This is a genomic window from Micromonospora sp. NPDC049114, from assembly GCF_040648635.1.
In the GTDB taxonomy this organism is placed as follows: domain Bacteria; phylum Actinomycetota; class Actinomycetes; order Mycobacteriales; family Micromonosporaceae; genus Micromonospora.
In genome coordinates this window covers 61,804-75,506 of the sequence record NZ_JBEZEA010000013.1, presented here as the reverse complement: position 1 = coordinate 75,506, position 13,703 = coordinate 61,804, and the positions used below count along the sequence as shown (strand labels likewise).

The window sequence follows — 13,703 nt, the reverse complement described above, 5'->3', positions numbered from 1 at the left end:
CTGGCGTTTGATCGACCGCGTCGGACGCTATTTCTGTCAGTAGGGTGCGGCACACTCGGCAGTGCGGGCATGCATTGCGACGTGATTGGCGGCTATGAAGATCACAGGCGAACGGATCAGGGCGGCACTGGACTTGAACCCGACCCTGACGTTGCTCAAGGCGTACTCCAGAGATTGGGTGCTGCCCCTGTTCGCCGAGCATCTCGAACAGGTTGACGGGTCGGTTTCCGCTGAGTGGTTCCACGAACGAGTATCCGAGGCGCGCGAGAAGATCCCCGAGTGGCAGGGCACTGTCACGCCGGCCGATCACTGCCGAGACTGGATCGAGAAGCGCTGGCTGGAGACGGAGACGCTCAACGGACGTCTGAGGTACCGCCTGTCGCCCTACTCCCTGCGAGCGCTGCGGTTTGTCCGCGAGCTCGTTGAAGGTGAGACGACCGTCAGCGGCGCCCGCCTTGGCTCCATCTCAAACGCGGTACGGCTCCTAGCCGACATGACCAACCCGGACCGGGGCGTTCAAGTGCGGCGCATTGACCAGCAGATCGCCGAGCTGCGTAAGAGACGCGAGGACATCGCCTCCGGTCGGGTGCGGCTGGCGACGGTGGAGGAGATGAAGCAGCAACTGCTCGAGATTCTTGCCATGACGCGGTCTCTGCCAGCCGACTTTCGGCAGTTGCGCACCATGGTGGAAGACCGTCACCAAGAGGTGGCGCGACGGGCAATGGTCCAGGGACCGCGCAAGGCGGACCTCGTGGAGGACTACCTTCGCGAGAACGATCTGTTGTCGAAGACGAGTCAGGGCACGGCATACCTCGGGTTTTCCCGGCTGCTGTCGTCCCGGCAAACCGAGCAGCTCCGCGCCGACATCGACCAGATCCTCGCGCAGGGATTCGCGCGCGAACATGTAACTGCCGCGCAGCGTGAAGAACTCGACGGCATGCTCTCGACTCTGCTCGCTGCGGAACTCGACGTGCAGAACAGCTACGTGCGCTGGTCTGCGTCGCTGCGCCGCTTCCTCACGCGTGTCGCTCACGGTCGCCACCAGCGGCTGCTCAGCCTCGCTGATCGCGCCTTGCACGCCGGCGCCGCTTGGGTGCACGCCGAACGGGGGCAGCGGTATGTACCGCAGGACGTGCTCGGCGTGGGTCCACACGCCGTCATCGACATCTCACAGACCCAGCTTTGGCGCGACCACGGCCCGCAGGAGGTCGTCGTCGAGGTCACCGAACAGCGTAGGACTCTTCCCACGGAGGACCGGGCTGCCCTTCGATTGGCGGCAGGAACCAGCCCGCGTGCCGTGGGACGAACCATCAACACGTTGCTCGTCGGCCGGCCAGTGGTGACCGGCGCCGAGGTCTTCGACGCCACCGCGGAAGAGTTCCAGCGCTTGGGCACCCTGGTGAGCCTGCTGGATCTTGCAGTCATGCACGGACAGGTCGATACGAACCTCGTCGAGACGGTACGGCTGTCCGGAGACCGGGCCACCACCCTGATGGCCGTGCTGCCTCACCTCGTCTTCGATGCCCCCGTGCCCACGAAGGAGATGCCGTGAGCGATCGCGTCAACGTCCTCGATGACGACTCAACATCCAGCGACGACCTGGACAACTACGGCTTCGACGGCGACGATCCGGCCAGCCCAGACGGGTCACGCCTGCCAGCCCCAGCGCGACGGGCCCTGGCGACCCTGCTAACCAACAGATTCATCACCCGCTCGCGCAACCGGGCCGCGTGGGAGGCGCTGCTGGCGTACGAGAACGAGCTCCGTGAGCGTCTCGCCGACATGTACCTGCTCCTCATCGTCGACAAGGACTATGAGGTGGCATTCAAGCGGCAGGACCCGGCCGAGGACGCTCCGAAGATGCTGCGCCGCGACAAACCGCTGCACCGTGACGCGTCTCTGCTGCTCATACATCTGCGCAAGGAACACGCATACACCGACGCAACCGACGACCCGGTCGTGATCACCACGGCTCAGGTAGCCGAATTCCTGCGCCCGTTCCGCGAAGACGGCGACGGTGACGAGGCCAAGTTCGAGCGCCGCGTGGATGCCGCCATCCGCGCGGTGGCTGAGTTGAAGCTGCTGACGTCAGACCCGGACGCGGACTACCTGTTCACCGTCTCGCCGGCGATCGTGCCGTTGATCGGCGCGGACGAGATGATGCGCATGGAACGGTATTTCCTCCAAGCGGCAAGGGCAGCGGGTGGGACTCACGAGTCCGAGAACAACGAGACAGGCGAGGACCTCGCATGACGACGCTCCACGCAGCGGCGGAACCGATTGAGGAAGACGTCGCCTCAGTGGTTGTCACCGACGGGCAAGACGCGGGGCAGTTTCGCATCAGCAAGGTGCAGATTCTCAACTGGGGCGCATATTCCGGGCTGCAGACCATGACCGTGGCACGCTCGGGCACCGCGATCGTCGGCCCGTCCGGGCGCGGCAAATCCACCCTGCTGGACGCCGTAGCCTCGGTGATCCTGCCGAATCCCCAGGAGTTCAACCAGGCCGCTCGCGACGACCGCGGCAAGAAGCGGGAACGGACCGTCTATTCCTACGCGCGCGGTCACACCGACCAGAGGCGGGACGACAACCGGCGCTCCGCGACGACCAACTATCTGCGACCGCCCGGCGGGCCAGGATTCCCCTGCGGTGCGGCGATCACCTGGGAGACCCGCGACGGGCGACGGGTTACATCGTTTCGCCTGGCGTGGGTCGGCTCGGACGCCGACGGACCAGAAGCGATCAACGGCGCCACCGTCTACGGCTTCATCAACGACCACTTCGACCTGACACAGCTCCGCGGCATCACCGCCATCCGCCAGGGCGCCTCCCCGCTGTCGAAAACCTCCCTGGAACGTCTCATCGACCAGAGCCGAGGCGACGTCGTGGACTCCTCGCAAGCGCGTGTGCACGCGAAAATGCGCACAGTCATGGGGATGGGAGCCACCGACGACTCGCAACGCCTGGCCATGCAGCTACTGCGACGAGCCCAAGCATCCAAGGGCATCTTCTCCATCAACGCCCTGTTCAAAGAGTTCGTCCTCACCGAGCCGCTCGCGCTGACCCGCTGGGACGTCGCCCTACAGGCTTACCGAGAGGCATCTCGACTGTACGAGGAGTTCGAAACAGCACGGCGCCGCACCGACGCACTGTCCCCGCTTCCGGTGATCGCCGAGAAGTACCTCGCCGCCGGCGCTGACTACGTAGCGAAGGCCAGGCTGCTCAGGGGTGACGGCGATGCCCCCACACGGCTTCACGTCTGGCATGCGGAGAAGATCACCGGATGGGCCGAGAACACCATCGACGACAACCGCCTCGCCAAGGCGGAGATAGACGAGAAGCACGCCGGCGCCGTCAAGGCTGCCGACGCCGCCGACCAGCGCGAGAAGGACACGATCGCTCAGCTCGTCGCGGCCGGCGGTGACCGGTCGGAACTGGTCAAACTGCAGCTCGAACATATTAGGGAAACCCTGGAGCGGGTGGAGGCAGAGCGGCTTCGGTTCGGCAACCGCCTGTCCGTGTTCAAGATGTCCCTGCCCTCCTCCGCGGGCGATGTGACTCTCACGCACGCTAGCCTCGACGACCTCGCCGCGCAGGAGGAGAAGGCGGGGCAACGCGCCGTCGAGAAAGCCAGCAAGGCTGCTGGCCGGCTATGGCAGCTCCGCCAGGACGCCGCAACCCAAGAGCGGGAGATCACCGGGCTGAAGGCACGACGCAGCCTCATCCCTGAAGAAGCCGACACGCGCCGCAACCGGATCGCCTCCGACCTCGGCATCGACACCAACCGGCTTCGCTACGCCGGCGAGCTGCTACAGCTCAAACCCGAACACCGTCGGTGGGAGAAGGCAGTCGTCGGCCTCGTGCTGCCGTTGTCGAGCACCCTCCTCGTCGACAGCGTTGATTTCGCGCGCGTACGCCGGTATGTGCACGACCACGACATGCGCGGGTCGGTCACCCTCGCCCCTGCCCTTTCCGGGACACCAAGCCCCGCCCCGATGGACGGCAGCGTTCCCGCGCTGCTCGACATCGCCGAGCACCCGTTCCATGGCTGGCTTGCGACTGAACTGAACGAGACCGTGAACTACCACTGCGTGGAGACCGACGCGGAGCTGGACAACCGTCACCCCGGATGGGCGCGCGGATCGATCACCCCGGCCGGTATGCGTACCGGCTCCCGGCAGCGGTTCACCAAGGACGACCGCCGCCTGCGCTACCCCTGGCTCGGTTGGGACACCCGCCGGCTGCTGCAGGAACTGAGCGACGAGCTCGAGTCGACCCGGCGAGAACTACGGGCCGCCGCCGTGGCGGCGGACGAGGCCGACACACAGCGCAATACGACTCGCGCGCGATTGGAAGAACTGCAGGCGATCCGCGCCGAGCTGACCTGGGACCGGATCGACTCGTCAGGCGCCCAACAGCGGATACAAGAACTCGAAGCCCAGCTCGCGCAGGCCAACTCACCCGAGGTCACGCACCTGACGAAGCTATTGCAGAAGCAGCGCGAGGCGGCGGTCACCGCCAGCCGCGAGGTGCAAAGGCTTCACGAGGAGCAAGAGGCGCTGAACATGCAATGGGGCGACCTGGTCTCGGCCGTGGACGACGCCAAGGACCTCGTCGATGCCGAGCGACCACTGAGCGCTGATGAGCGTGCCGCGCTCGCCGCCACTCCCTTCGCCGCGCCGACCGATGCCACAGGAGTCACCGCGAGCCTGGCTGCAGCGATGGACGATCTCCGCAAGCAGATCGACCGACACAAGGACGACCGGGAAAAACTCGAAACCGCCGTGGTGGGCCATATCGCCGCCTACCGGAATCTGGATGATCGCACCGAGCGCGAAGTTGATGGCACCATCGAGGCTCTGCCGTCAGTGTTGGCGATCTACGAGCAACTTGTCACCGACGACCTGCCGCGGGCCAAGCACGCGTGGCTGGCAAAGGTCGACGACGACATGAACCGGCAGCTACGCGGCCTGCTCGTGCAGATCGACGACGACGCGCGGACCATCAAGCGCGGGCTGAACCCCATCAACGACGTGCTGCGCCACGTGCGGTTCCGCGCGAACGCCACGTTGAGCATAGAGCCGATCGAGCGACCAAGCAGCGACCTGAAGGACTTCCGCCAGATCATCACCCGCTACACCAGCAACACGGTCGGAATGGACGCACAACGCGAGGCCGACCAGGTAGAGAAGTCCTTCACCCGCCTACGCAAACACCTGGCCAAACTCGATGACCCATCAAGAGCCGGAGAAGCCTGGCGGCGGCGAGTCTTCGACGCCCGCGAGCACGTCGAGTTCCAAGCCATTGAAACCCGCCCCGACGGAGTCAAGGTCGTCCACGACGGCGTCTCCGGCATGAGCGGCGGCGAAGGACAGGAGCTGATCGCGTTCATCCTCGGCGCCGCCCTTCGGTTCCGCCTCGGCGAAGGCCACGACGGCCCACCCACCTACGCCTCGGTCATCCTCGACGAAGGGTTCGTCAAAGCCGACAGCGACTACACCGGCCGAGCCCTATCCGCGCTGCAAGCCCTCGGCTTCCAACTGATCGTCGGCGCGCCCCGCGAGAAGGCGACCGCCTTCGAGGACTACGTGGAATCCGTCGCCTACATCAACATCGACGTTGATGACCCCACACGAGTGCGCATCTACCCCATGACCATGCAGGAGGCACTGCGCATCGAGCAGGAGCAGACGTGATGCGAAACCCGGATCTGATACTCGACCAAGTCCGCGTCCGGTACCGCGAGAACTGGCGCGACTGGCTGCTGCACGACGACGACGCAAATTTCTCGTTCCCCCTCGCCGCACCGTCAGCGGATGCGATCGCCCGTGATTACGACGCAGTCGGCCAATGGCTACGCGCATGGCGGACCTGGTCGGAGGCACAGCCCGTCGCCCGGCTACGCACCGTCACCCGCCACACCGTCGTAGGCACCCAGGAAGTATTCACCCACCTGGACCTCCCCACGATCGACGACCTTGTGGCCCTCGATCATGGCCTCGTCGACCACTGGTTGCGGGCGAAGACCCGGTGGAAGCGTCTCAACGCCCTGCCCGGCGGCGTGGCCACCGAGCGGCTACGTCTCCACCTGCAGCAAATCGTCGACCTGGACGACGCCGACTTCGAGATTCTGCTCAGGTCCGCCGTATGGTTCACCGACCACCCAAGGTCCGGACTGACCATCCGGCAGGTCCCCGTCCTGGGTATGCACAGCAAGTGGCTGGCCCGCAACCGCCGGCTCGTCCTGGCCTGCCTCAACATCACCCCTCCACCAGACGGCGCTGATCAACCGCACGAGGAACTGGAGCAACACGACCTGGATCCGCTCGGCCTCAAGGCCCTGCCCGTGCATGTCGATGTAATCCTGGCCGACCCCGCCGACCGCGCGCTGGTGGGCGGCTTACGGCACCTCCGCGCCCCACTGCCGGAGGTCAACGCGCTACCCCTCCGCCCTGAGAAAGTCATGATCGTCGAGAACAAGGAGTCCGCCTACCTCGTCCCCGATCAACCACGGACCGTGGTCATCCACTCGCTCGGCAACCATCTCAGCGTCCTCAACGAGATCGACTGGCTGCAAGGTGCCCGTCATCTCTACTGGGGAGACCTCGACCGAGCTGGGATGACCCTATTGTCACGGGCGCGTGCCCAGCTGCCACACCTGATGTCCATCCTCATGGACCCGGCCACGCTCGGAGAACACCAAGCCCTCGCCATCGAAGACGAGACTAGAGCCGACCCGCCGGAATCCAACCTCACCGACATCGAAACCGCAGCCCTGACGGGACTCACTACGGAGCACGGCACCTACCTGCGCCTCGAGCAGGAACGGCTTCCATCGCCCTTCGTTCTCCACCAGCTAACTCGCACCCTCGAAGTACACGGCTTTGACCGAGGACGGTAATGGCCGGACCTCGGCTTCGAGCCCGTGCCGCCTGGTCGTGCCCGCATCGGGGAGTACTAGCCGTTGCGAGCGGTCTCCAGGTTCCGGCGGACGATCCCGCTTGTGGGATGCTCTGGGCCCAACACCCGCTCGCAGTTGGCGAGAGCCGCCTCGCACAGCGGGATCGCCCGACCCAGATCACCCACTGACTCGCAGGCAGCGGCCAAGTTGTTCTGCCCTTCCGGGCAGTGACTTATGGGCCTGCTCATGCCAGGGTGGCAGTGTCGAACTCTCCGTGGAGTGCATATGGCAGGCCACCTGAGCCTGCGGCCGGCCGCGGGCGATCACGACAACGGGCTTCTCCAGGCCGCCGTCGCTTCCACCCGAGGCAATGGATTTTGATCGGGCTCGTCTGACGCACCTTGGGTGTGGCGCGCTCGGAGCGGCAGTCGGAGGGGTGGCCGCGGCCGGTTGGACGGTCGGCGGTTCTACCGGGCCCAACGGTTGGCCCTTTAAGTTGATCTTTGCTTATCCCTTGGTCGTGGGAGTCCTAGTCGTCGCCTTCGCACACCAGCGGGGTGTCCTTCGAGGACTCGTCGATGCCCTGGGCCGCATCCTTTGGTCCCTGGGTGCGGCGGCCGTATGGATAACGACCCTGGCGATCCTCTTCGCGCCGTTTGCGCTCATCCTCATCCACCCGGTTGCCGAGCGCTTTCAGGAACGCTGGCCAAACCTCTCCCAAGAACTGGTCTCGGGCTTGTTCGTCGCCCTTGGAGTCACTGCCATCGGGGCTCTGGTCAAGACCGAGGTGGGAGCGATCGTCATCGGGTTCGCCTTCGATGGGCTCGCCAAGACCGCATTCCTCATGCCGCCGCTGCTGCTGTTGATGGTCTTCCTGTTGTGGCCTCTCGGCCTGGTGTTCCCGCTGGTCGCGTGGCTCTCGGGCGGAGATGGGCTGAACGGCTGGGTTGGAGCGGTCTGCGGACTGGCCGCCGGCGTTGTGGGCGGTGCCGCCCACGGGTATTACTCGGCGCGCTTGGCGGCAGACGAAGTGGACATACGCACGTTTTAGCGGACTTTTAGTGGCGGTGAGGGGCGAATTGGCAGGCGTGTGGCCGATGGCATCAGCTTGGGTACGCTGCGGGCCCGGCTCGCGGCCGCGGGCCTGGTTGGCCCGATCGCCAGCGCTACGCATTTCACCGCGTCGATCGGCTCGTGCCGCTGTTGAGCCACATCCGGCAAGACGCGCATGCGAGGAGCCGGTCACAGCACGAGACCAGCCGAGTATCCCCCGCGCACTGCAGCCCAACCGCTGTTATTCGCAGCCAATCTGCGTTGACACAACCCTCATGCGGTGGGTATGTAGATACGTCGTGCGGGTCCTACTCGACACCAACATCTGGTCATCTCTCGGAGATGAGGGCACCTCCCGCCCGTTCCGGGACTTCATGCAGTCGCGCGGACTGGAGGTTCTCGTCACCCCGAGCACACTCGTCGAGGTGATGGACCTTCCGGTGCCCGCGCCCAGGCAGCGCATCATCGAAGCGCTCATTACAGGTTCCCGGCGGCGCCTGCCGACCGAAGCCATGTCTGAGTCGGCCGAGGTTGTGGCCGAAATTCGGAGAGCGCGGCCAGCATGGCTGCGTGCGATGCCGGACACCGCCACCGTCGCCTCGCTCAACACGTTTTGGACCAGAACCATCTGGCGGCAGGCGCGAGAAACGTCAGAGCGACTTCATCTCTGGCAGCAGGCTCAGCCGCCCATCGCCCCACACATCGTGCGGCAGCAGCGTCGCCAGCGCCACGATGTGCTAGAAACGCGGTTTAGTTTTCGTCCATTGACAGCTATCAAGGCCCGCCTTGCGCCCGAAACGCCGGATCACTACCGCGCTGGATGGATCGAGGGCGACGAGGTGGACGCGTGGCGGGCCGAGCTCAGGGACCTGTACTGGCATCAGCTCGTGGTGGTCCCCGGCCGCGCCGTCGTGACCCGGCAAGACACGACCTTCGCGGACTGGGTCGGTGCCTACGTCGACCTGCGCCGCCTCGGCAGTAGCCGCGCGGACTTCACCCGGTTCTGGCTCTACGACGCGTCTGCTGAGGCTGTACCAAGAAACTGGATCCGATGGGCTGTTCGCCACATCCAGACCACGCAGAAGATCTCAGGCGGTAACCCGGCCGATGAACAACACAGCTCCTACCTGGTCGATGCGGACATCTTCCTGTCGGCCGACTCGCGCTACGTCAGCACTCTGAAGATCGTGCGCGACGACGCTCCATTCGCGATGGCCGAGCCGCGCCTCGTGTCCGGTGATCGCTGCGTTCCGATTTTGGACCGCCTTGCCGCTGTGCTGTGACGAGCGGTCAACCGCGGGAACACGAGGCGGCCTTTGGGCCTCCTGACAGGCGTGAACGGCCCTGATCGTGGCGACGCGGCGGCACTGGAACGTGTACGTAGCGGCACCGCCGCTCTCGCATGCCACCAGCTGGGCAGTGGCACTCGTGCGCCTGATCGACAGGCGCATCGTCAACGAAGATGGCGACCGTCTACAGCGACCTACTCACGGAACACCTCCTCAAGAACGTCGAGGCAGCCGAGCGCATCCGTGGCGGCCGGGCGACGTGCCCCGACAGCGCGCTGCGCTAACGGAACGTCCGGGTAGGTGGCCTTGTCCTTGGACGAAGCCAACTACTCCGCTAAGTCGGAACTCCTCGGCGGGTCGGACGGCTGACCGTGGCGGACGGTCTGGTGCGGCTTCGTCCGGTGGCACTCTCTTCGTACGTATGGGCGAGTGTCGCTCCTCTTCATGGGCTCACTGAGCGTTACAGTGTCGAGCCGGGTGCTCAGATCATCGGCGAACGATCACACGGAGCGAGTGCTTTGACGTCAGCAATGGCTTCAACAGGGAGTAGTCGGGCGGCATCGCCGGCGGGCACGCAGCGCGGACCCGCACGGTTCTGGGCCGTGGACCTTCACGTGCACACCCCTGCCTCGCGCGATGTCGATTCGCACACCTACGGCGCGAGCGAGCCCCGTCAGATCGTCGACGCGGCGATCGATGCCGGGTTGCACGCGATCGCCGTCACCGACCACAACACCGCCGGTTGGTGCGACAGGATGGCTGAGGCCGCCCGCGACACGACGCTCGTGGTGCTGCCCGGCCTGGAGCTCAGCACGGCCGAAGGGCATCTCCTCGCCATCTGGGAAGAGGGCACCCCGGCCCAGCACATCGAGGACGTGCTTGTTGAACTCGGGGTGCCCCGCACCGACCACGGCGACCTGCACAAAGCCCTGGACAAGGGCTTCACCGACACCGCGAAGGTCATCACCGCCCGGGGCGGCTTGGCAATCCCGGCGCACGCCGAGCGGGAAAAGGGCCTGCTCCGCCTCGCCGTAGCCGACCGCATCAACCAGACGCTGCTCGACGACGCCATCGGCGCGGTCGAGATCGTCGACCTCACCGAGGTCGAGCGGATCAAGACGCGGCTCGACGGCCGGCGAGAGCTCGCGGTCGTCCGCAGTTCCGACACCACCGCACCCGGTGCCAGCACCCACGTTCTGCGTGGCATCGGCCACCGCCGGACCTGGATCAAGGCCTCGCGGCCGGACTTGTGTGGCCTGCGGCATGCGCTGGCGGATCCGGCTCTGCGTGTCCGCCTCGAAGAACCCATGGCGTCGGAGCACACGGTGATCGAGTCTGTGACCGTGACCGGTGGGTTCCTCGACGGTCAGCAATTCGAGTTCTCGTGCGATCTCAACTGCCTGCTTGGCGGCACCGGAGCGGGCAAATCGCTGCTCATCGAGCTGGTCCGGTTCACTCTCGACCAGCAGACCGATGCCGACGACTTTCCCCAGGTCCGCAAGGAGGTCGAGTCCCGACTGAAGTACGCGCTCACCTCGGGCTCAACCGTTGAGGTCGTGCTCACCCGCGGCCACGCGCGGTGCCTCGTACGCCGTGCGTACTTCGAGGACGGCTCTACCCAGCCAGAGTTCATTGGCGACGCCGAGCATCTGACGGGCCTGTCCGGCCGGATCGCGATCACCGGCTTCTCGCAGGGCGAGGTGATCGAGTACGCCCGGACTCCAGTCGGCCGGATGGCGCTCATCGACGCCGCCCTCGACCTCAGCGAGTTCGAGATCCGCGAAACGGACGCGGTCAGCCAGCTCAACGACAACGGTCAACTCATCGGATCGCTCGAAACGAGGATCGCGCAGGCACGCGCCAGGCTGGAGACCCTTCCGGAGGTCGAGAAGCGCCTGGAAGAGCTATCCGGCTTGTTCGACGGCGAGACCATCAAGATGCAGGCGAAGTGGAGTGCGGAGAAGGCCCTCTTCGAGCCCGTGGTCGGCATCCCCGAACTGAAGGTCACCGCCCGAACAGACAGCGGAGAGAAGTTCCAGGTCGCGCCCGCCATCGCCGACAACCAGGACCTCTACCAGCGAGCGCAGACGGCATATACACAGGTGCGCGAGGCGATCGAGACGGCGAACGCGCAGCTGGCGCAGGTCCTGCTGGTGGTGAACAAGGAACTCGTCGACATCCGACAGGAGTGGCACGACCGGTACCGGCAGTTCGACCACGAACTCGCCGAAGCGGTCAACCGCATCGATGTCGATAACAAGGGTCTCGCAGCCCTGCGCACCCGCCTGGTGGAACTCCAAACGGAGAAGGCGAAACTCGACGCGCAGCAGACCCAGCTCGACGACGAACTCGTGCCGAACCTGGCCACGGCCACGTCCTACCGGGAAGAGTTGATCGCCGAGCTTATCGAGGCGCGCAAGGCGCGGCGCCGGCGGCGTGAGGACCGGATCAAGGCGCTCAACAAGCTCATGGGTGGCATCGTCCGGATCAAGATGCTGTCCGAGAATGACGACTCGGCCTACCTGACCGAGCTGACGGCCATCGCCAAAGGATCGCGGCTGCGGGCTCCGTTCCTCCAGTTGATCTGCGAAGAGTCGACCCCGGTCAAGCTGGTCCGCTCGTTCCTCGCTGATGACGTCGACGGCGTGTGTGACGCCACCGGTGCCGAGCGCAAGCACGTCGAGACCCTGTTCGAGCACGTGCGGGAGAAGGGCGCCATCGAGGATTTCCTGCGGATGCAGACCCTCGACCTGCACGACGGCCTCTCCGTCGAGTTCCGCAAACACGCCAACGACGGGTATGTGGCGATCGAGCGGCTCGCGCACGGCCAGAAGTGCACCGCCATCCTCATCATCGCCCTCGCCGACGGCAATGACCCCCTGATCATCGACCAGCCCGAGGACGCCCTTCACGCACCGTGGATCGAGGAATACCTCGTGGCGAAGCTTCGCGACCTGCGAGGCAGCCGGCAGTACATCTTCGCTACCCGCAGCCCTGGCCTCGTCGTCTCCGCCGACGCCGAAATGATCATCACCCTCACCTCCGACGCGAACAACGGTGTCGTCGAGGCAACCGGATCCCTCGAGCGTCACGACCTCAACACCCTGGCGCTGTATCACCTGGAAGGTGGCCCGGTCCCCTTCAAGCGCCGGACGGTCAAGCTGAGTTCGTCGATGTTGTAGGTCAGGCTGGCTGGCAGGCCAAAACGTACAGCCGCAATCGCATCGACCATCGACCATCGACCATCGAGCTGTCGTGTGCAGCGGTGCCGTCCCCCGAGGGACGGCGGGCGCAGGGGAGAATGGGTACATGAGGGTCTTCATCAGCAGTGTTCGTCGGGAGCTCGAAGAGGAGCGCGACGCACTTCCGGGCTTGATCTCGGCGCTCGGGCACACGCCGGTGCGCTTCGAGGACTTCACCGCCCAGACGTCACCCAGCCGTGAGGCGTGTCTGAAGGGTGTCGCCTCGGCCGAGGTGTACGTGCTGATCCTGGGGCCCCGCTATGGCGACCCGTTGCCCGACACCGGGCAGTCACCGACCCATGACGAGTGGATTGCAGCGAAGGCCGCCGGGATGCCTCGGTTGGTGTACCGGAAGCTAGGCGTGACGTTGGAGCCCGCCCAGGAGGAGTTCGTTCGCTTCATCGGTGACTACGGCACGGGCGTGTTCTACGAGTCGTTCGCCACGACTGCCGAACTGCAGACGAAGGTCGCGACGAAGCTGAGAGAGCTGGAGAGCGCTGGGGATCCGCTGGCCTTCATGCCGCTGCCGCACCCGATGACGGTGAGGTGGCGCTCAGACTTCGAGGCTCGGCGTGGCAACACGTCGAGCCTTCCGCCGGCCGTCGAGGTTCATGTTCTTCCGGCCACCGGGACGAACCGGCCAGCTCGGGTGATGGCCGAGCTGGAACAGCTCCTGCCGACGCGACTGCGCGCCAGCGGTCAGGTCGACGCGGCCGACCCACTAACCTCCACTCGCCAGGGCGGCGCCGTGGTCGTCACCGTTCCCGATAGGAACAGCCGATGGAACGAGGTCCGCGCGCCGCAGCTGCTCGGCATACGCACGGCCGCCGACGGGCAGACCTCGGCGTGGGCGTCACTCCCGGGCGACGGGATGGGTGCCATTCTCGACCCGGACGCCCTGCCTGATCAGATCGCCGGACTGCTGCGTCTCGTCGGCGGTCTAGGGGTTCTCGACGGCGACCAGGTGGCCATCGGTGTCGGCGTCAGTACCGAGGGGCTGATGTCGGTCGGCCGGGTCAGCGGGCAGCCCCGTCAGCAGGCCACCAGCCTGATGCTGCCGAACGACCCGATCCAGGTGCCACCTGACGAGCTCGTGACCCTAGCGGCGCTCGGTCCGGGGGCTGCCGAGGTGGGCCGCACCCTGAGTCGGACTCTTATCGACGCTGTCTCGGCCCGCCGGTAGCCGAGCAGATATTCGTCCCACCGTGAACTTGTCCG

9 protein-coding genes are annotated in these 13,703 nt (G+C 65.8%); 8 read left to right on the top strand and 1 reads right to left on the bottom strand.

Annotation, left to right across the window (positions count from 1 at the left end; genetic code table 11):
• The first annotated feature begins 94 nt into the window (after positions 1–94).
• From AB0B39_RS27665 to AB0B39_RS27650, 4 genes are read left to right on the top strand one after another with little or no spacing between them, the layout of a single operon-like run.
• On the top strand, positions 95–1,552 hold the full coding sequence (locus tag AB0B39_RS27665; protein WP_357491916.1) for a DUF3375 family protein: 1,458 nt from the start codon (positions 95–97) through the stop codon (positions 1,550–1,552).
• On the top strand, positions 1,549–2,253 hold the full coding sequence (locus AB0B39_RS27660) for a DUF4194 domain-containing protein (RefSeq protein ID WP_357491918.1): 705 nt from the start codon (positions 1,549–1,551) through the stop codon (positions 2,251–2,253). Before AB0B39_RS27665 ends, AB0B39_RS27660 begins: the two co-directional genes overlap by 4 nt.
• Positions 2,250–5,696, top strand: a complete 3,447-nt coding sequence (locus tag AB0B39_RS27655; RefSeq protein WP_357491920.1) for an SbcC/MukB-like Walker B domain-containing protein — start codon at positions 2,250–2,252, stop codon at positions 5,694–5,696. The genes AB0B39_RS27660 and AB0B39_RS27655 overlap by 4 nt, the downstream gene beginning before the upstream one ends.
• On the top strand, positions 5,696–6,901 hold the full coding sequence (locus AB0B39_RS27650) for a Wadjet anti-phage system protein JetD domain-containing protein (RefSeq protein WP_357492105.1): 1,206 nt from the start codon (positions 5,696–5,698) through the stop codon (positions 6,899–6,901). Before AB0B39_RS27655 ends, AB0B39_RS27650 begins: the two co-directional genes overlap by 1 nt.
• 56 nt (positions 6,902–6,957) lie before the next feature.
• On the opposite strand, the gene AB0B39_RS27645 is transcribed toward AB0B39_RS27650, so the two are convergent.
• Entirely contained in the window at positions 6,958–7,149 is a 192-nt protein-coding gene (locus AB0B39_RS27645) for a tetratricopeptide repeat protein (RefSeq protein WP_203174894.1), read from the bottom strand.
• Between the two features lie 272 nt (positions 7,150–7,421).
• Here AB0B39_RS27645 and AB0B39_RS27640 point away from each other — a divergent pair, with 272 nt between their 5' ends.
• From AB0B39_RS27640 to AB0B39_RS27625, 4 genes are all read left to right on the top strand, one after another.
• Positions 7,422–7,952: a hypothetical protein gene (locus AB0B39_RS27640; protein WP_357491922.1), complete on the top strand. Its 531-nt coding sequence runs from the start codon at positions 7,422–7,424 to the stop codon at positions 7,950–7,952.
• A 301-nt stretch (positions 7,953–8,253) separates the two neighbouring features.
• Positions 8,254–9,237 carry a hypothetical protein gene (locus AB0B39_RS27635; protein WP_203174892.1) on the top strand — a complete coding sequence of 328 codons (984 nt, stop codon included), beginning with the start codon at positions 8,254–8,256 and terminating at the stop codon, positions 9,235–9,237.
• Positions 9,238–9,845: 608 nt separating this feature from the next.
• Positions 9,846–12,425 (top strand): PHP domain-containing protein, encoded by a 2,580-nt coding sequence (locus AB0B39_RS27630; RefSeq protein WP_357491924.1) that lies wholly within the window; start codon positions 9,846–9,848, stop codon positions 12,423–12,425.
• Positions 12,426–12,552: 127 nt separating this feature from the next.
• The gene (locus AB0B39_RS27625) at positions 12,553–13,668 is read left to right on the top strand and encodes a DUF4062 domain-containing protein (protein WP_357491926.1); all 1,116 of its coding nucleotides are present in this window, start codon (positions 12,553–12,555) and stop codon (positions 13,666–13,668) included.
• Positions 13,669–13,703: the final 35 nt, after the last annotated feature.

Bases quoted from the DNA above. Each gene is read 5' to 3' on its own strand.
- AB0B39_RS27645 (WP_203174894.1), bottom strand. From the start codon at position 7,149: ATGAGCAGGCCCATAAGTCACTGCCCGGAAGGGCAGAACAACTTGGCC.
- AB0B39_RS27650 (WP_357492105.1), top strand. From the start codon at position 5,696: ATGCGAAACCCGGATCTGATACTCGACCAAGTCCGCGTCCGGTACCGC.
- AB0B39_RS27665 (WP_357491916.1), top strand. From the start codon at position 95: ATGAAGATCACAGGCGAACGGATCAGGGCGGCACTGGACTTGAACCCG.
- AB0B39_RS27625 (WP_357491926.1), top strand. From the start codon at position 12,553: ATGAGGGTCTTCATCAGCAGTGTTCGTCGGGAGCTCGAAGAGGAGCGC.
- AB0B39_RS27655 (WP_357491920.1), top strand. From the start codon at position 2,250: ATGACGACGCTCCACGCAGCGGCGGAACCGATTGAGGAAGACGTCGCC.